This window comes from Noviherbaspirillum sp. (assembly GCF_035254865.1).
Classification (GTDB): domain Bacteria; phylum Pseudomonadota; class Gammaproteobacteria; order Burkholderiales; family Burkholderiaceae_D; genus Noviherbaspirillum.
In genome coordinates, this window is record NZ_DATFAF010000006.1 from 39,710 (window position 1) to 57,144 (window position 17,435).

A 17,435-nucleotide genomic window follows, 5' to 3' on the forward strand; every position below is an offset into this window, starting at 1 on the left:
CGGAAATGGTGAATCACGCATTGCAGGTTTCGGCGGCGCTGGCGGACATGCAAATCTTCGCGCTCGAAGGCAGCCGCCCTTTCGGTGAAGCGGTTGCACGGCATCTCGGCCTGGCCTTGAGCGCGCATGAGGAGCGCGGATTCGAGGACGGCGAGCACAAGGCGCGGCCGCTGACCGGCGTGCGCGGACGCGACGTGTTTGTCATCCACTCCCTGTATGGCGATGCAACGCACAGCGGCAACGACAAGCTGTGCCGCCTGCTGTTCTTCATCGGGGCGCTCAAGGATGCCGCGGCCGGACGCGTTACCGCCGTCGTTCCCTATCTCGCTTACGCGCGCAAGGACCGCAGAACGCAGCCGCGCGATCCGGTGACGACGCGCTATGTCGCCGCGCTGTTCGAGGCGGTGGGCAGCGATGCGGTGGTGACCATGGATGTGCATAATCTCGCGGCCTTTCAGAATGCCTTTCGCTGCCCGACCGAGAACCTGGAGGCGAACAAGTTGTTCGTCGCGCATTTCGCGCCGGCATTGCAAAAGGAAGAGGTGGTCGTGGTGTCGCCGGATGCCGGAGGCATCAAGCGTGCCGAAAGTTTCCGGCAGCGCCTGTCGCATGCGATCGGCAAGCCGGTCGGCGCGGCCTTTGCCGAAAAGCATCGCAGCCTGGGCGTGGTCAGCGGCGAGATGCTGGTCGGCGAGGTCGACGGTCGCGTCGCACTGATCATCGACGACCTGATCAGCAGCGGCGGCACGATCGCGCGCACCGCTCGGGCCGGCCGGCAACGCGGCGCGAAAAAAGTGATCGCGGCGGCCACGCATGGATTGTTCATGGCAGACGCGGAAACGGTGCTGGCCGATGCCGCACTGGATGGCATCGTGGTGGCCGATACGGTGCCGCCTTTCCGTCTGCACGCAGGCCCGCTCAAGGAAAAATTGATCGTGCTGGACAGCACTGCGCTGTTCGCCGAAGCGATGCGCAGGATGCACGAGGGCGGATCGGTCACCGACCTGCTGGCAGACAGTTGACAAACGACTGCGCGGGCCGATCCCTGGACCTGCGGTGCTCTGCGTACCGGTCGCACGCGTGCGCTCCTCGGTCCCGGTCTCGACCCGCTCGCCGCGTTTTTCAACAGTCTGCCTGGGGCGTTATAAGACATGGGCCGCTTCCGCATGTTGTTCCGCGAGTTGCAGATATTCCATCGCGCGGCGCGGCCATTCGGCGGAATAGCGGAACTGTTCTTCATTCAAATGGAAAATCGCGATGCGCGCGCGCACGCAGGCTCGCACGCTCTGGTAGAAGCGGATCAGGCCGGCGTGCGGCATGTCGCCCGACAGGTCGGCATGGGTGTGCAACAGCGTATCGCCGAGCGTGGGGCTGCCCAGCCGCTCGCACTCCAGCGCGAGGAAAGACAGCTCGTCGGCGCTGTCGGTGATGCGCAGCTCGCGCGAGAATTCCAGGCAGTCGATGATGATCGGCGGATCCTCCAGGCAGACATGCTCCGCGCGCAGATCGCCATGGCCTTCCACGATCCGATGTCCGTCCGCGCGTGCATCAAGCAGAGCGCCATTGCGGCCCAGCCATGCCTGCTGCGCGGCGCAGATGCGCTTGATGCGCGGCGCCGGCAGGCGGAAGGCAGGCGTGGCCAGCACGGCGCAGTTGTGCTCGATATCGCGTTCGAAACGCCGCCGGTATTCGACCGCGTCGATGGCGACCGGCGGGCAGCCGCGGTAGAAGCGCGCGAGCAGCGCCGCCACCCGCTGCATGTCGCTGGCCTGCGCGGACCTGGTCTTGAGCATGTAGTCCAGCATGCGCGAGGCCGGCACGCGCCGCATGCGGACTAGCCAGTCGATGACCCTGCCTTCTCCGCCAAGCGCGAGATGCCGCTGCTCGTTGATGACGAGCGGCACCACGCCAAAATAGACGTCGGGCGCGAGCCGCCGGTTGAGGCGCACTTCTTCCTCGCAGAAAAAATGCCGCGCTTCGATCGTGCCGAAGTCCAGCAGATCATAATGCACCGGCTTCTTCAGCTTGTAGGCATGGCCATCGGTCAGGAATACCCAGGACATGTGCGTCTCGATCGCTTCCACCCGATAGACCGAGTCCGCATAGCTGCTGGGCTGGCGCAGGAAGGCGAGCTTCGATTCAAGCGAGATCATTGCGCTTGCCTGCGCCGGCCTGGGTCAGTACAGCGATCACGTCCTCGTCCTCGACCTGGCGGAAATTGCGGTAGTAGCGGCCGACGCTGCCCATGAGCGCGAGCGGAAGCAGGCAGACGACCTTGTCGGCCAGCGGCTTGACGTATTCGAGGCTGTCGAGCGCGGCGACCGGCACCGCGCAGACCAGTTCGGCCGGCTCGCGTGCGCGCGTGGCATGCAGCGCGGCGATCATCGTGGCGCCGGTGGCAATGCCGTCATCGACCACGATCACGATGCGCCCCTTCGGATCGATCGGCGGACGGCAGGGCGTGTATTGCGTGCGACGCTTTTTCAGCACCTCGAGCTGGCGCTGCTTTTCCTCCGCGACATAGCGGCTGTTCGCACCATAGCGCTGCGCATCCGGCGTGATGTAGGTCCAGCCGGTTTCATCCACGGCACCCAGCGCGAATTCCGGATCGTAAGGTGCGCCGAACTTGTGCACCAGCACCACATCGAGTTCGCCGTCCAGCGCATCGGCGACCGCTTTCCCCATCGGCACCGCGCCGCGCGGAATCGCCAGCACCAGCGGATTGCGTCCGCGGTAGTGTGCGAGTCGCTCCGCCAGCAGCGTCGCCGCCTGGATGCGGTCCTCGAATTGATCGTGAAAGTGCATCTCGGTGCCTCACTCGTGTTGGCGCGCTTGCGCGCGGTGGACCAGTACCGGCATGCGGCATGCCGTCAGGATTTTCAGGGTAACGTCGCCCAGCAGCGCCTGGTTTCGCCCGCCGCGGCCGTGCGATCCCATGAAGATCAGGTCGCAGCGGTGTTCTTCGGCAGCGTCGAGGATCGCCTGCGCGGCGGATTTCGCAAACGCGACAACGCCGGTGAACTTCAACCCCGAAGCGGCGGCTTCCTGCAAGGGAGCGAGATAGGATTTGCCTTTCCTGCGCATCGACGCCGCGTACTCTTCTTCCGTCGGAACATCGTCGGGCAAGCTGTCCGACGCGGCGTATTCGTAGGGCGGCGCGACGAAGAGGCCGATGACTTCCGCGCCTTGCTCCGCCGCGAATCGCAGGCCGGCGAGCGCGGCCGCGCTTCCGATTTCCGATCCGTCGGTCGGCAGCAGAATCTTCCTGTAACTCACCGAGGTCTCCCTCTAGGGGTGTACTACGTGCGTTGATACGTCCCGATCAATTCCGCTTGTTCGAGGATGTGTCCGTGCATGGCATGCTCGAGTTGCGCCTTGGTCGGCTTGTGCAGGTCGGGCAAGACAAGGTCGAGCGCATACAGCTTGTGGAAATAGCGATGACGGCCGATCGGCGGGCAGGGGCCGCCATAGCCGGTGCGCTTCCAGTCATTGATTCCTTCGCGCGTGCCTTGCGGCAAGGTATGCGCGGTAGCGCCATGCTGCAGTCCGGCGGCGTCGGCCGGCAGGTTATACAAGACCCAGTGCACCCAGGTGCGTTGCGGCGCGGCGGGATCGGGCGCGTCCGGATCGTCGACGATCAGGGCCAGGCTCTTCGCCGCGGCCGGCACGCCCGACCAGCTCAGGGGCGGGGAGAGATCGCTGCCTTCGCAAGTGTGGATGGACGGCATGCTGCCGCCGGCGCTGAATGCGCTTGAAGTGAGAGTCATGCTCATTGCTAGCCCTCCATCGCGATGATATGCATGCTGCAGACAGTATCCGATTCATTCTAATCGCGCGTGTTTTTCCGGCATACCGCCGACCTCCGCGAGACCGGAATTTCTTGACCCTCATCAAAGGCGAAGCTGTGTGGCGCGGTGTAAGTTGAATGCAAGCGCGCCTCGCTGGAAAGAGAAAATCCACCATGCAAGAACCGAGCAACGATGTCTCCAGGAACATTCGCATACCGCTCTGGTATCTGCTGCTCTTGCCCCTCGTTTTTCTCATGATGCAAGTCCTCTTCCAGACGGAACGCACACAGCTCGCTTACAGTGATTTCAAGAATCTGCTGAATGCGGGGAAGGTGAGCGAAGCGAACGTTGCCGACGACGTGATCACCGGAACGCTCAAGGCCGACGGACTGGACCAGATCCTGCCCGAGCAAACCCGATCGCAGTTGAAATGCAAGGGTGAGCGCGGCTGCAACTTCATCACGGTGCGCGTCGCAGATCCGCAACTGGTGGAGCAAATGCAGGAACAGGGCGTGCGCTTCACCGGCCAGCCAAAGAGCGAATGGTTCAACACCTTGCTGTCATGGATCATTCCCCTGGGCCTGATCTTCTGGCTGTGGGGCGGTCTTGCCAAGCGCACCGGCATGTCGTCCGTGTTCGATATCGGCAAGAGCAAGGCGCGTGTCTATGTCGCCAGCAAGACCGGCGTGACCTTCGACGACGTGGCCGGCATCGACGAGGCCAAGGATGAATTGATGGAGGTCGTCGAGTTCCTGAAGAATCCGGAGCGCTACCGCAGGCTGGGCGGAAAGATACCCAAGGGCGTGCTGATCGTCGGCGCGCCCGGCACCGGCAAAACCCTGCTCGCCAAGGCGCTCGCCGGAGAGGCGGGCGTACCCTTCTTTTCGATCAGCGGTTCGGAGTTCGTCGAGATGTTCGTCGGCGTGGGCGCGGCGCGCGTGCGCGACCTGTTCTCGCAGGCAGAGGAAAAAGCGCCCTGCATCATCTTCATCGACGAGCTCGATGCGCTAGGCAAAGCGCGCGGCGTGAGCGTGGTGGGCGGCGCCAACAGCGAGCAGGAGCAGACGCTGAACCAGTTGCTGGTGGAAATGGACGGCTTCGATACCAACAAGGGCGTGATCATCCTGGCCGCCACCAACCGCCCGGAAATCCTCGATCCTGCCTTGCTGCGCCCGGGCCGCTTCGACCGGCATATCGCGCTCGACCGGCCCGACCTCAAGGGACGCGAAAAGATTCTGGCCGTGCATGCCAAGCACATCGTGTTGTCGCCCGAGGTCGATCTCTCGGTGGTGGCCGCGCGCACCGCCGGATTCGCCGGCGCCGATCTCGCCAACCTGATCAATGAGGCTGCCTTGCTGGCGGCGCGCAACGGCAAGGACAAGGTCGGCATGGACGACATCGACGAAGCCATCGACCGCATCGTCGCGGGCCTGCAAAAGAAGACCCGCGTGATGAATCCGAAGGAAAAGGAAACAGTGGCCTATCACGAAGCCGGTCATGCGCTGATCGCGGAATTGCGGCCCAACGCGGACCATGTGAACAAGATCTCCATCATCCCGCGCGGCATCGCGGCGCTCGGCTACACCCAGCAGCTTCCGACCGAAGACCGCTACCTGCTCAAGAAAGCGGAATTGCTGGACCGGCTCGATGTTTATCTCGGCGGGCGCGTGGCGGAGGAGCTGGCGTTTGGCGACGTGTCCACCGGCGCGCAGAACGACTTGCAGATGGCGACCGACATGGCGCGCCACATGGTGACGCAGTACGGCATGAGCGAGCGCCTGGGGCTGGCGACCTTCGAGGAAGCGCGCGCACCGTTTTTGTATCCGTCATCGCTGCAGGAAAAGAAGGCCTACAGCGAAAATACCGCCCAGGTCATCGATGCGGAGATCGCCCGGCTGATCGACGACGCCCATATGCGGGTCAAGGGCACGCTGACCCAGCACCGCAATCTGCTCGATACGGTGGCGCGTGCCTTGCTGGAAAAGGAAACGCTCGATCGCGAAGAATTGCGCAAGTTGATCGAGGGAACGCGGGCGAAAAGCGATTCGGTCGAGGGCGGATAAGACATTGGGCGGCATAGCGCGGCACTGCGCGTGATCCGCTTCTGCAACAAAGAGCATGCCGGACAGAAATCATCCTACCCGGAAAGCAATGTGGCTTACACCATGCCCAGTATCCGTCCGATTTCGGCGATGTAGGGGCTGTCCTTCAACACTTCTCCCTCGATTCTGGCCGTGACATTCTGCAGCGCGTCGCGCACGGCATGCAGGCTTTCGCCGACCCGGTCGTCCGTTTCATCGGGCGACGCAAGGACATGCTTGAGAGTATCGATTTCCTCGCGCAGATCCTGCACATGCGGCGTTTCCACGGGAGCCTTGGCCAGTTCCTGCTCAAGATCGGCAATGAGGCGACTGATGCGCTCCAGGCTGAAGTCCTGGTGTTCGGCGCTGGTGGCGCCGGGGCGCTGGTTTTCCGGAGTTGTCATGATGGCTGGTTTCTCCCTCGGTAGATGTAAAGCGTCCTTGCTTTGATTGTATACCCTTGAAAATGTTTGCGGTTGCACATGTCGCGCGAAAACAGCCCGGCCATACTTCTTTGCAAGTCGACAACGCAACGGGATTTGATTTTTCAGCCTTCGTGCAGTGCAAAAAGATATAGAGTGAAAACGGAGCCGCCGACGTCGCGCTCGACGCCGCGGCAAATTCCACTGTCTGATGCCTTGGATAATGTGCGACAGATGCAAGCCGCGCGTGAAAGGAGAAATACGATGAAATCGGTACAGCCACCTGGATCCACGTTTCGGCCCGGACGGCATCTTGAGATGTTTGATGGTCAGATCAAGGATCCTTATCAGGATCGGGAAAAACTAGCGGAGCCCACGGTGTGCGCGGACTGCGGCGCGGTGTATCACGAAGGCCGCTGGCAATGGAGTGCCGTGCCGGCGAATGCGCATCAGGCCATGTGCCCCGCCTGCCACCGCATCCACGACAAACTGCCTGCCGGCTTTGTATCCATCGAAGGGCCGTTTGCACAGGCGCACCGCGAGGAATTGATCAGTGTGGCTCGCAATCTGGAGGCGCGCGAAAAGGCGGACCATCCGCTGCAAAGGATCATGGCCATCGAAGACCAGGACAATCAGCTCGTGATCACCACCACGGACATCCATCTGGCGCGCGCGATCGGTGACGCCTTGCATCATGCGTACAAGGGCGAACTCGACTATCAGTACAACGAGGACGAATACCTGCTGCGCGTCCGCTGGCGGCACTAGCAGGCGGCCGAAAAGCGACCGCGCGGGTCGATTTGGGACGCTGCGGCGTTCCGCGCAGCCACACTCGGCCCGCTTGCCACGTTCTTCAACTGCCGCTTCAATCCGGTTGTGCGGTGTCCGCTATTGATTGACCGAGCGCCAGCTCCCGTCGGGCTGGCGGCAGGCGGTGCCGTAGATCGTTTCCTTTTTCCCACCGACCCGGCCGTCGACCGTGTATTCGCGGCAGGGCGTGCCGGCGCTTTCATACGTGCGCGTCGGCTTCACCGTATATTCATTGCCGGAATCCGGATTGCGCCAGTGCGAGGGCACGCCGGTGCGCACGCTTTCGAGCGAGTGGGCGACCTTGAGTCGATCCGTGTCATCCATCGAACGGCCGACCGAACCGCCCACGGTGGAACCCAGCAGCGTGCCGACCACGGTCGCCGCCGTTCTGCCATGGCCGCCGCCGACCTGCGAGCCGAGCGCGCCGCCCAGCACGCCGCCGATGACCATGCCGCTTTGTTCCTGGGTTGGAGGCGCGGCGCAGCCGGCGAACGCGACGGTGCAGCACAGGATGGTGATGCCGGTGAGTTTGGCATGCATGAGAGCAATCCTCCTTCAGGGATATCGTATTCAGCATAGGCCCCGTCGGCCTGGCCGTGTTGACCCTCCTTAAGGGAAACGTGTTCGCACGCCAGCTTTCTTTATTGCGCGCAACTTCGTCGGAACGTGTCGCCGATTCCGGGCGAGAGGGCGAAGCGAAGCAGGCGCCAATTCCGAAAACCTTGAGATAGATCACTTTTATCCCGGCTGTTGCGCACCTAAGCTGTGATTAGTACTGCGGTCGAGAATCCCGTCCCCGTTGCGCACACATGCGGAGGTCATCATGCCCATCACCATGTTTTCCGAACCGATTGCGGAGCAGGTATGGCGCAGCAAATATCGCCTGGTCGAAGACGGCCATGCCAGTGAACCTGACATCAGCCAGACCTGGTCGCGCGTCGCGCTGGCCTTGTCCAGTCCGGAGGCCCATCATCGCGACGAATGGCGCGCGCGATTCGAAGCCGCGCTGTCGCATTTCCGCTTCCTGCCGGGCGGCCGCATCCTCGCAGGCGCGGGCAGCGGGCGGCGCCTTACGCTGTTCAACTGCTTCGTGATGGGATCCTTGCATGATTCCATCGACGGCATCTTTTCGTCGCTGGCGGAAACCATGCTCACCATGCAGGCGGGCGGCGGCGTCGGCTGCGATTTCTCCACGCTGCGGCCGGCCGGTATGCCGGCGGCGGGATCGGGCAATATCGCGTCCGGGCCGCTGTCCTTCATGCAGGTCTGGGACCAGGCATGCGCCACGCTGGTGTCGACCGGAAGCCGGCGCGGCGCGATGATGGCGACCTTGCGCTGCGACCATCCGGATATCGAACGCTTCATCGATGCCAAGCGCGATCTGCATTCCCTGCAGCACTTCAACCTGTCGGTGCTGGTCAGCGACGCATTCATGCGCGCAGTGGAGCAGGACGAGCCGTGGCCACTGGTGTTTCCGCTGGCCGGCAGGAGCGCGCCCGCCGGCGCCATGGTATGTGAGCGGAAATGGTCGGGGTCATTCGAGACCGAGCAATGCATCGTGCTGCGCACCGTGTCGGCGCGTGCCTTGTGGGAACGTCTGCAGAAGGCGGCGTTCGAGTGCGGCGATCCCGGCGTGATCTTCATCGATCGCGTGGAAAGCGGGAACAATCTCTACTACGCCGAAACCATCAGTGCGACCAATCCTTGCGGCGAAGTGCCGCTGCCGCCGCATGGCGCGTGCAATCTCGGCTCCATCAACCTGACGCAGTTCGTGAACGATCCGTTCGGATCGCAACCGCGCCTCGACCTGCAGGGCATCGCCGCCACCGCCTCCGTCGCGACGCGGATGCTGGACAATGTGTATGAAGTGTCGAGTTTCCCGCTCAAGGCGCAGGAAAAGGTGGCGCACGCCTCGCGCCGCATCGGCCTGGGCATCACCGGGCTGGCCGATGCGCTCGCCATGCTCGGCGTGCGTTACGGGTCGGGCGCGTCACTGGATGTTGCGCGCACCGTCATGCAGACGATTTGCCACGCGGCCTATCGGACATCGATCGAGTTGGCGCAGGAACGCGGCGCCTTTCCCGAGTGCAATCCGCAGAAATACATCGAGGGCGCCTTCGTGCGATCGCTGCCGCGCGACATGGTGGAGGTGATTCGCCACAAGGGCATACGCAACAGTCATCTCACCGCGATTGCGCCGGCGGGATCGATCAGCCTGCTGGCCAACAATGTGTCCAGCGGCGTCGAGCCGATCTATGCCATGCATTATCACCGCAATGTAAGACAGGCAGACGGCACGACTGCCTCGGTGCCGGTGCGTGATTACGCATGGATGCTGTATCGCAAGCTGCATGGCGAGAAGGCGCGTCTTCCGGAGTCCTTTGCCGAATCGCGCGACATCGATGTGAGCGACCAGCTGAGGATGCAGGCTGTATTGCAGAGCTATGTCGACCAGTCGATTTCCAAGACGATCAATCTGCCGTCCGATGCCGACCTCGATGCCTGCATGGGCCTGTTCGGACAAGCGTATCAGCTGGGCCTGAAGGGGTGCACCATGTTTCGCCCTCGAGCCGGAAAGGCCGGCATATTGTCACCGCAGGGATCCACGACGACGAACGACAAAGCCTCCCCATGAGCCATGGAACACCGGATTCTTGTCCATAACGCGGACGTCGCTGCCGTCTTCCAGCAGATCGCCGACCTGCTGGAAATCGAAGGCAACAATCCGTTCCGCATTCGCGCCTATCGCAACGCGGCGCGCATGTTGAGCACGCTCGCGCCCAGCGTGCAGACCATGGTGGAAGAAAACCGCGACCTGAAGGCGTTGCCGGGCATCGGCCCCGACCTTGCCGGCAAGATCATCGAAATCGTCGCCACCGGCACCTGCGCCTTGCGCGAACAACTGCGCCAGGAATTGCCGCCGGCAATCCATGAATTGCTCTCCGTTCCCGGCCTCGGGCCGAAGCGCGTGAAGACGCTGTACGACGAGCGCAACATCCAGACGCTGGACCAGCTTGCGCGGGCGGCGCGCGCCGGCGAGATCAGCACCATCCCGGGATTCGGCAAGCGCGCCGAACAACGCATCCTCGAAGCGGTACAGGCAAGGCTGTCCAAGGCCAGACGCTTCCGCATCGACATGGCAGCCCGGATCGCGGAAGCCCTGGTCTCCCATCTGCGGGCGGGTGGAGACGTCAGGCAGATCGAGATCGCCGGAAGTTATCGGCGCAGGCAGGAAACTGTCGGCGACCTCGACATCGTGATGAGCTCCGTGCGGCCGATCCGCCTGCTGCAGTGCTTCACCGAGTTCGGCGACGTTGCGCAAGTGCAGTCGCATGGCTCCACGCGCGCCAGCGTACTGCTGCGGCAAGGCATCCAGGTCGATGCACGCGTCGTCGCCGATACCAGCTTCGGTGCGGCCCTGCATTACTTCACCGGTTCCAAGGCGCACAACATCGCGGTGCGACGCCTGGCGCAGGCACGTGGATGGAAGCTGAACGAATACGGCCTCTTCTCGAACGAGCGCCGCATCGCCGGCGAAACGGAAGCGTCTGTATTCAAGGCCGTGGGCTTGCCGTACATCGAGCCGGAACTGCGCGAGAACCGCGGCGAGATCGAAGCGGCGCAGGCCGGGCATTTGCCGACGCTGGTCGGGCTGACCGACCTGAAAGGTGACCTGCACGCGCACACCAGGGCATCGGACGGCAAGAACAGTCTGCGCGCGATGGCATTGGAAGCGCAGCGGCGCGGCTTTGCCTATCTCGCCATCACCGACCATTCGCAGAAGCTGCGGGTCGCGCATGGCCTCGACAGCGGCGCACTGGAGAAACAGATCGACGAGATCGATCGCCTCAACGAAGAGCTGTCCGGGATCAGGCTGCTGAAGGGGATAGAAGTCGACATCAACGAAGACGGCACACTCGACATGCCCGACGCCATGCTGGCGCGGCTGGATATCGTCATCGGCGCCGTGCACAGCAAGTTCGCGCTGCCGCGCGAGCGGCAGACCGAGCGCATTCTGCACGCCATGGACCATCCCTGCTTCACGCTGCTGGCGCATCCGAGCGGGCGCATGATCTTCGAACGCGACGCGTACGAGGTCGACATGCTGCGCATCATCCGTCATGCGAAGGAGCGCGGCTGTTTCCTGGAACTGAACGCGCAGCCGGAACGCCTCGACATGACCGACACCTATTGCCTCGCAGCCAAACGCGAGGGCGTGCTCGTGAGCATCGACTCGGACGCGCACAGCGTGTTCGATTTCGATGACCTGCGTTTCGGCGTCGGGCAGGCAAGGCGCGGCTGGCTGGAGAAGAAGGATGTACTCAACACGCGGCCGCTCGGCGCGTTGATGGAGTTGCTGGGCCGGACCAGGCTCGCCGCGTTGTCAACCTGAGATCGACGCTTTAGGGAGATGAAAATGGCAGCAAAGAGCTTGTTGTTCCATGAACAGGCGCGCGCCAGGTTGTGCGCCGGCCTGAATATCCTGGCTGATGCCGTCAAGGTCACGCTCGGTCCGAAAGGCAGGACGGTTGCACTCGGCAATCCCTACGGCCCGCCGACCGTCATCAATTCGGGCGTGATCGTGGCAAAGGAAATCTCGCTGCCCGATCCGTTCGAGAATGTCGGCGCGCAAATGGCGCGCGAAGTCGCGGCGAAAACCTCTGAGATGGCGGGCGATGGCACCACCACGGCAACGGTGCTGGCGCAGGCCATTGTGCAGCAAGGCATGAAATACGTCGCCGCCGGCTTTGATCCGATGGACCTCAAGCGCGGCATCGACGCCGCCGTGGACGCCGTGGTCGGGCGCCTGAAACAGAATTCGCGGAAGGTCAGCTCGAATCAGGAAACGGTGCATGTCGGTACCATCTCCTCCAACGGCGATGCAGCCATCGGCGAGATGATCGCGCAGGCGATGGAGCGCGTGGGCCGCGACGGCGCCATCAAGGCCGAGGAAGGGCGCGGCATGAAGAACGAGCTGGAGGTGGTCGAAGGGCTGCAGTTCGACCGCGGCTACCTGTCGCCGTATTTCATCAACGAGGAAGAAAAAGGCCGCGCCGTGCTCGATGATGCGCTGATCCTGATTTATGAAAAACAGATTGCCTCGATCAATGCCTTGCTGCCGGCGCTGGAGCATGTCGTCAAGACGGGCCAGCCGTTACTCCTGATCGCCGAGGATATCGGCGGCGATGCGCTCGCCACCTTGGTGCTCAACTCCCTGCGCGGCGCATTGAAGGTGTGCGCGGTCAAGTCGCCGGGTTTTGGCGACAATCGCAAGGCACAGCTCGAAGACATCGCGATTGTCACCGGCGCCAAAGTGATCTCGGAAGAATCCGGCCTGTCGCTGGAAAAAATCTCGCCGCAGGACTTCGGCCACGCGAGACGCATCGAAATCGACCGCGACGCGACTACCGTGATCGGCGGCGCGGGCGAGCCGGAAAAGATACGCCAGCGCATCGCGCAGATCCGGCAGGAGATCGAGCGGTCCAGCGCCACCTTCGACCGCACCCGCCTGGAAGAGCGTGCAGCCAAGCTGGCCGGCGGCGTGGCGCTGATCAAGATCGGCGCATCCACCGAGACCGAGCTGAAGGAAAAGAAATCGCGCGTGGAAGACGCGCTGCATGCGACCCGCGCCGCGGTGGAGGAAGGCATCTCGGCCGGCGGCGGCGTGGCCCTGCTGCGCGCGCGTCCGGCGCTCGACGGCCTCAAGCTGGGCAATCTGGCCCAGGAATCGGGCGCCAGGATCGTGCATCGCGCGTTGGAAGAACCCTTGCGGCAAATCCTGAAGAATGCCGGCAAGGACCCGGATGTGATTGTCGAGGATGTCGCCGCCGGCAGCGGCAGCTTCGGCTATAACGCGGCGAGCGAGGAATACGGCGACATGATGGCCATGGGTGTCATCGACCCGACCAAGGTCACGCGCCTGGGCCTGCAAAACGCGGCGTCGATTGCAGGCCTGATTCTCACTACCGATTGCATTGTCGTCGAGCGTCCGGGCACGGTGGAACACGGCGGGGAAATGGCGGGATTGGGAATGTGAGCGCTAGAATGTCGGTTGCGGCAGAGTTTCCTGCATTGCACAGACATTCGACCAGCCGAACCCCCATGTACAACGCACAACAGCATCGAGAAGAGCAGCACTGGAACCAACACAAGCTCAGTACGGAGGTCCGCGCGCCGGAAGCGCGGCTTTGGCGTTATGACAAGCCTGCGGTGATCCTCGGCCGTTCGCAACATGCCATGATGCAAACGGAAGCGGCCATCGCATCCGCCGGCATCGATGTCATTGCGCGCGACGCCGGAGGCGGGGCGGTGCTCGTCGGCCCGTGGATGCTGAGCGCCTCCGTCGTCCTTCCCGCCGCGCATCCGCTGGTGACGCTCAGCACCGCGAAAAGCTATCAGTGGATCGGCGATGTGTATGCATCGGCGCTCGCTGCGATCGGGGTCGCGACGCAGGTTCTCACGCCGGACGAGGCGCATGCATGGAAGCAGGACAATCGCGCTTCCTCGATCGCCTGGGCCTGCTTCGGCGGCCTCTCGCCGGGCGAGGTGGTGATCGACGGACGAAAGATCGTCGGCTTCGCGCAGGTGCGCAAGCGCAACGGCATCCTGCTGGTCGCCGGCCTGCTGCTGCACAAGCCCGACTGGACAGCGCTGTGCGAGGCGATGGGAAAACCGCAACAGGATGCCGCGACCCTGGCTCGCTGCACCACTTCCTGCGCCGAGCAATTGGGCCGTCATGTCGCGGCGGAAGACATCGCCGACGCACTCGAACTGTCACTCAGGCAGGCCATCGGCGCCGATCCGGATTGAAAATCCGTCACATTCCTCTTTCCCGGATCAAAACCCGGCGCGCTGCGGACTGTTAAAATCGGACGGCGTCCTTTCTCAATCACCGTCTGCCATGCCATCGCTCCCATCGCTGCATCTTCCGGCTTTCTTCGGCAAACGTGCAGTTCGCCGTTCGCTCATCACGGCGGGCGCCGCCCTTTTTCTGTACAGCCTGTTCGGCTTTGCCATCCTGCCGGTGATCGTCAAATCGAAACTGGAAAAGATGGCGGCGGAACAGCTGCATCGCCAGCTCACGGTCGGCGCGGTCGAAGCCAATCCGTTCACGCTGGTCATGAACGTGCGCGACCTGACACTGCGCGAGCCGGGCAGCGATGTCGTGTTCGCCTCCTTCGAGACGCTGACGCTCAATCTGGCCGCGGAGTCGGTATTGCGGCTGGCGCCGGTCGTGCAGCAAGTGCTGCTGACCAAGCCTTACGTCCATCTGGCGCGCGAGCAGGCGCATCGCTACAACATCGACGACATCCTCGCGCTGATCGCCAAGCAGCCGTCAGCGCCGGAGCCGGCACGTTTTTCAGTCAACAACATCCAGCTGCAACAGGGCCGCATCGACTTCGAGGACAAGCCGGTCAAGACCACTCACACCGTGAGCGACATCAAGCTCGGCGTGCCCTTCATATCCTCGCTGCCGTCGCAGGTTCAGGTATTCGTGGAACCGCTCTTGAGCGCGAACGTCAACGGCACGCCGCTGCTGGTGCAAGGCAAGGCGCGCCCCTTTGCCGATCCACGCGATGCGGTGGTGGAATTCGGCCTGCGCGACCTTGATCTGACGCGCTACCTGGAATACCTGCCTTTCAAGCCGCGCTTCAAGGTGCCCGGCGCCCGGCTGGACATGCAATTGAGCGCAAGCTTCCGCCAACCGAAGGGCGCGGCTCCGACCGTCTTGCTGCGCGGCGGCGCGACGCTGAAGTCCTTGCGCGTCAATACGCTGGACGGCAAGCAGGTTCTCAAGCTGCCGGAACTGACGGTGGCGCTGCACGATACGGACGTGTTCAGCAAGCGCATCGACGTGGCACGCGTGCTGCTGAAGGGGCTGGAAGCCGATATGGCGCGGGACCGCGACGGCCAGCTCAGCCTGCTGCAGCTGTTGCCCGCCTCGGCGCCATCAAGCGCGTCCTCGTCCAGAGTCGAAACCGGCAAACCCATGCCCGGCATCGCGCTCGGCGAGTTGGAAATCCGCGATGCAAGCCTGCGTTACACGGACGAGCACGCATCACGTCCCACGCATGCCGGTGTGGAGAAGCTGGACCTGATGCTGCGCAAGATGGCCGTCGATATCAACCAGCGCGTCGTCTCGGTTGGCGAAGTGAGGTCGGGCAGCGCGGGTTTCCTGCTGCGCCAGGACAAGCCCGGCGCGCCCGCTGCGCCGGTGTCTGAATCGGCCACGAAGTCCGGGCCGGGCGCGGACAAGCCCTATGCGATCAAGGTGGATCGCGTCGACCTGCAGAACTGGACCGCGCGTCTCGAAGACCGCAGCGACGCACAAGCGACAGTGACGACACTGGCGCCGCTCAGTCTGTCGGTGCAGGGATTCTCGACCGCATCCGCCACGCCCGCCCATGTGAATCTGAAAGCCGCCGTCAACAAGAACGGTCTGCTGGATGTGAGCGGAGGCATCGTTGTCGCCCCGTTCAAGGCCGACCTCGCACTCAAGGCGAAGGAAGTCGATCTGCTGCCCCTGCAGCCCTACATCGCCGATCGGATCAACCTGCGCCTGACGCGCGCGGCGCTGAGCGGCAACGGCAAGCTCAGCTTGAATGTAGCCGAAAGCGGTGCGTGGAAAGGCGATTTCAAGGGCGACATGACGCTGGGTAACCTCGCCACCGTCGACAAGCTCAACGGCAACGATTTCCTGCGATGGAAATCGCTGTTCGCCGGCGGCATCGACCTGCGCCTCGAACCGCTTGCCGTCAAAGTGGATCAGCTCGCCTTGTCGGACTTTTTTGCGCGCGTCATTATCGATCCGAGCGGCCGCATCAATTTGCAGGACATCGTGCGCGATACGTCCGGCGCGCACAAGAGCCTGACCGAAGAAGCGGCTCCGGCGGCCAAGCCGGTAGCGACCGCCAGCAGCGCGTCGCGGGCCGCAGGAAAAATGCCGCCGATCATGATCCGCAAAGTCACGCTGCAAGGCGGGCGGGTCCGCTTCACCGATAATTTCATCCAGCCGCACTACAGCGCGACGCTCAATAACTTCGGCGGCGCCGTGACCGAGCTGTCGTCCGACCCCGGCAGCAGTGCCGGCCTCGACCTGCACGGGGACGTCAACAACGCGCCGCTGGCCGTGACCGGCCGCATCAATCCGCTCAAGGGCGATCTGTTCCTCGATCTCAAGGCGAACGTGCGCGGCATGGAACTGGCGCCGCTGTCCGCCTATTCCGGCAGGTATGTCGGCTACGGCATCGAGAAGGGCAAGCTGTCCTTCGAGGCGGCGTATCGTGTCGACAAGCGCGTGCTGTCGGCCGAGAACCGCCTGATCCTCGATCAGCTCACCTTCGGCGACAAGGTCGACAGCCCGACCGCGACCAAGCTGCCGGTGCATTTCGCGGTGGCGCTGCTGCGCGACCGCAACGGCGTGATCGACGTCAACCTGCCGATCGGCGGCTCGCTCGACGACCCGCAGTTCTCCATTGGCGGCGTCATCGTCAAGGTCATCGTCAACATCATCACCAAGGCCGTCACCAAGCCTTTCGCACTGATCGGCGCGCTCTTCGGCGGCGGCGAGGAGCTGTCCTCGCTCGCTCTCGCTCCCGGCAGCGCCGCCATCCCGCCCGCCGCGGAAGCCAAGCTGACCTCCTTGTCCAAGGCATTGACCGACCGTCCCGCGCTGCAGCTGGAAATCGCCGGACACGTGAACCCCGAAGCCGACCGCGACGGCCTCAAGCGCGCATCCGTCACGCGCAAGGTGCGCGCGCTCAAGATGAAGGATTTGCAAGCCCGTGGCAATACGCCCGAGCCGGGCAGCGTGGTGGTCAGCGCCACCGAATATCCCGAGCTGCTGACGCGGGCCTACCGCGATGAAAAATTCCCCAAGCCGCGCAACCTGGTGGGCTTGCCCAAGAGTCTTCCGGTGGAAGAAATGGAGAAGCTGATGATCGCCAATGCGGAAGTCAGCGACGACGATCTCGTCACGCTTGGCAACCGGCGCGCGATGGCGGTGAAGACCTGGCTGCACAGTCACGGCCAGATCAGCGACGATCGCATGTTCATCCTTGCGCCCAAGGTCGGCACCGAGGGCGGAAAAGACGGCAGCGCAAGCGGCGTGGATTTCTCGCTGCGCTAGGGCCAGATGAATTTAATGGCTGTCACGAGAACGCTGTGGATGTCCACGGAATTCACGGAAAGCACGGAAAAAAACACATTTTTTGTCGTTGGTGGGCATCCGTAATTTCTCTGTACAGATCAGAAACTTTTGTCCACAAAAGACCTAAGCGACACTCGGAATCTCGCACAAAAAGCAAAAAGCCAAGGGGTTTTTCCGTGTTTTC

Annotated in this window: 14 protein-coding genes; 8 read left to right on the plus strand and 6 right to left on the minus strand. The window is 63.2% G+C overall.

Annotated features, from left to right (window positions below; translation table 11 throughout):
• The first annotated feature begins 5 nt into the window (after positions 1-5).
• Positions 6-1,022: a ribose-phosphate pyrophosphokinase gene (locus VJ651_RS01715; protein WP_324105765.1), complete on the plus strand. Its 1,017-nt coding sequence runs from the start codon at positions 6-8 to the stop codon at positions 1,020-1,022.
• Positions 1,023-1,142: 120 nt separating this feature from the next.
• Here the strand turns inward: VJ651_RS01715 and VJ651_RS01720 are convergent, their stop codons facing one another.
• The 4 genes from VJ651_RS01720 to VJ651_RS01735 are packed head-to-tail and all read right to left on the minus strand — an operon-like array spanning position 1,143 to position 3,773.
• On the minus strand, positions 1,143-2,153 hold the full coding sequence (locus VJ651_RS01720) for a hypothetical protein (RefSeq protein ID WP_324105766.1): 1,011 nt from the start codon (positions 2,151-2,153) through the stop codon (positions 1,143-1,145).
• Complete coding sequence (locus tag VJ651_RS01725; RefSeq protein WP_324105767.1) at positions 2,140-2,805, minus strand: phosphoribosyltransferase; 666 nt, start codon at positions 2,803-2,805, stop codon at positions 2,140-2,142. Before VJ651_RS01725 ends, VJ651_RS01720 begins: the two co-directional genes overlap by 14 nt.
• Before the next feature lie 9 nt (positions 2,806-2,814).
• Positions 2,815-3,276: a universal stress protein gene (locus tag VJ651_RS01730; RefSeq protein ID WP_324105768.1), complete on the minus strand. Its 462-nt coding sequence runs from the start codon at positions 3,274-3,276 to the stop codon at positions 2,815-2,817.
• A gap of 23 nt (positions 3,277-3,299) precedes the next feature.
• Positions 3,300-3,773, minus strand: coding sequence for a YbhB/YbcL family Raf kinase inhibitor-like protein (locus VJ651_RS01735; protein WP_324105769.1), 474 nt, complete (start codon positions 3,771-3,773; stop codon positions 3,300-3,302).
• Between the two features lie 188 nt (positions 3,774-3,961).
• On the opposite strand from VJ651_RS01735, the gene ftsH reads away from it, so the two are divergent.
• Positions 3,962-5,851 carry an ATP-dependent zinc metalloprotease FtsH gene (ftsH, locus tag VJ651_RS01740; RefSeq protein WP_324105770.1) on the plus strand — a complete coding sequence of 630 codons (1,890 nt, stop codon included), beginning with the start codon at positions 3,962-3,964 and terminating at the stop codon, positions 5,849-5,851.
• A 95-nt stretch (positions 5,852-5,946) separates the two neighbouring features.
• On the opposite strand, the gene VJ651_RS01745 is transcribed toward ftsH, so the two are convergent.
• A complete protein-coding gene (locus VJ651_RS01745; RefSeq protein WP_324105771.1) occupies positions 5,947-6,273 on the minus strand; it encodes a hypothetical protein in 327 nt (108 codons plus the stop codon).
• Positions 6,274-6,555: 282 nt separating this feature from the next.
• Between VJ651_RS01745 and VJ651_RS01750 the strand changes: the two genes are divergently transcribed.
• Positions 6,556-7,059, plus strand: coding sequence for a BCAM0308 family protein (locus VJ651_RS01750; RefSeq protein WP_324105772.1), 504 nt, complete (start codon positions 6,556-6,558; stop codon positions 7,057-7,059).
• A gap of 120 nt (positions 7,060-7,179) precedes the next feature.
• Here the strand turns inward: VJ651_RS01750 and VJ651_RS01755 are convergent, their stop codons facing one another.
• Positions 7,180-7,641, minus strand: coding sequence for an RT0821/Lpp0805 family surface protein (locus tag VJ651_RS01755; RefSeq protein WP_324105773.1), 462 nt, complete (start codon positions 7,639-7,641; stop codon positions 7,180-7,182).
• Between the two features lie 283 nt (positions 7,642-7,924).
• Between VJ651_RS01755 and VJ651_RS01760 the strand changes: the two genes are divergently transcribed.
• The 5 genes from VJ651_RS01760 (at position 7,925) to VJ651_RS01780 (ending at position 17,230) form a co-directional block, all read left to right on the plus strand.
• Entirely contained in the window at positions 7,925-9,736 is a 1,812-nt protein-coding gene (locus tag VJ651_RS01760; protein ID WP_324105774.1) for an adenosylcobalamin-dependent ribonucleoside-diphosphate reductase, read from the plus strand.
• Between the two features lie 3 nt (positions 9,737-9,739).
• Positions 9,740-11,494 (plus strand): DNA polymerase/3'-5' exonuclease PolX, encoded by a 1,755-nt coding sequence (polX, locus tag VJ651_RS01765; protein ID WP_324105775.1) that lies wholly within the window; start codon positions 9,740-9,742, stop codon positions 11,492-11,494.
• Positions 11,495-11,518: 24 nt separating this feature from the next.
• The gene (gene groL, locus VJ651_RS01770; protein WP_324105776.1) at positions 11,519-13,138 is read left to right on the plus strand and encodes a chaperonin GroEL; all 1,620 of its coding nucleotides are present in this window, start codon (positions 11,519-11,521) and stop codon (positions 13,136-13,138) included.
• 65 nt (positions 13,139-13,203) lie between these two features.
• Entirely contained in the window at positions 13,204-13,911 is a 708-nt protein-coding gene (locus VJ651_RS01775) for a lipoate--protein ligase family protein (RefSeq protein WP_324105777.1), read from the plus strand.
• A 91-nt stretch (positions 13,912-14,002) separates the two neighbouring features.
• The gene (locus VJ651_RS01780) at positions 14,003-17,230 is read left to right on the plus strand and encodes a DUF748 domain-containing protein (protein ID WP_324105778.1); all 3,228 of its coding nucleotides are present in this window, start codon (positions 14,003-14,005) and stop codon (positions 17,228-17,230) included.
• Positions 17,231-17,435: the final 205 nt, after the last annotated feature.

Excerpts from the sequence above, each read along its gene's own strand:
- VJ651_RS01715 (WP_324105765.1), top strand. The coding sequence starts at position 6 with ATGGTGAATCACGCATTGCAGGTTTCGGCGGCGCTGGCGGACATGCAA.
- VJ651_RS01720 (WP_324105766.1), bottom strand. The coding sequence starts at position 2,153 with ATGATCTCGCTTGAATCGAAGCTCGCCTTCCTGCGCCAGCCCAGCAGC.
- VJ651_RS01725 (WP_324105767.1), bottom strand. The coding sequence starts at position 2,805 with ATGCACTTTCACGATCAATTCGAGGACCGCATCCAGGCGGCGACGCTG.
- VJ651_RS01735 (WP_324105769.1), bottom strand. The coding sequence starts at position 3,773 with ATGAGCATGACTCTCACTTCAAGCGCATTCAGCGCCGGCGGCAGCATG.
- ftsH (WP_324105770.1), top strand. The coding sequence starts at position 3,962 with ATGCAAGAACCGAGCAACGATGTCTCCAGGAACATTCGCATACCGCTC.
- VJ651_RS01745 (WP_324105771.1), bottom strand. The coding sequence starts at position 6,273 with ATGACAACTCCGGAAAACCAGCGCCCCGGCGCCACCAGCGCCGAACAC.
- VJ651_RS01750 (WP_324105772.1), top strand. The coding sequence starts at position 6,556 with ATGAAATCGGTACAGCCACCTGGATCCACGTTTCGGCCCGGACGGCAT.
- VJ651_RS01755 (WP_324105773.1), bottom strand. The coding sequence starts at position 7,641 with ATGCATGCCAAACTCACCGGCATCACCATCCTGTGCTGCACCGTCGCG.
- VJ651_RS01760 (WP_324105774.1), top strand. The coding sequence starts at position 7,925 with ATGCCCATCACCATGTTTTCCGAACCGATTGCGGAGCAGGTATGGCGC.
- polX (WP_324105775.1), top strand. The coding sequence starts at position 9,740 with ATGGAACACCGGATTCTTGTCCATAACGCGGACGTCGCTGCCGTCTTC.
- groL (WP_324105776.1), top strand. The coding sequence starts at position 11,519 with ATGGCAGCAAAGAGCTTGTTGTTCCATGAACAGGCGCGCGCCAGGTTG.
- VJ651_RS01775 (WP_324105777.1), top strand. The coding sequence starts at position 13,204 with ATGTACAACGCACAACAGCATCGAGAAGAGCAGCACTGGAACCAACAC.
- VJ651_RS01780 (WP_324105778.1), top strand. The coding sequence starts at position 14,003 with ATGCCATCGCTCCCATCGCTGCATCTTCCGGCTTTCTTCGGCAAACGT.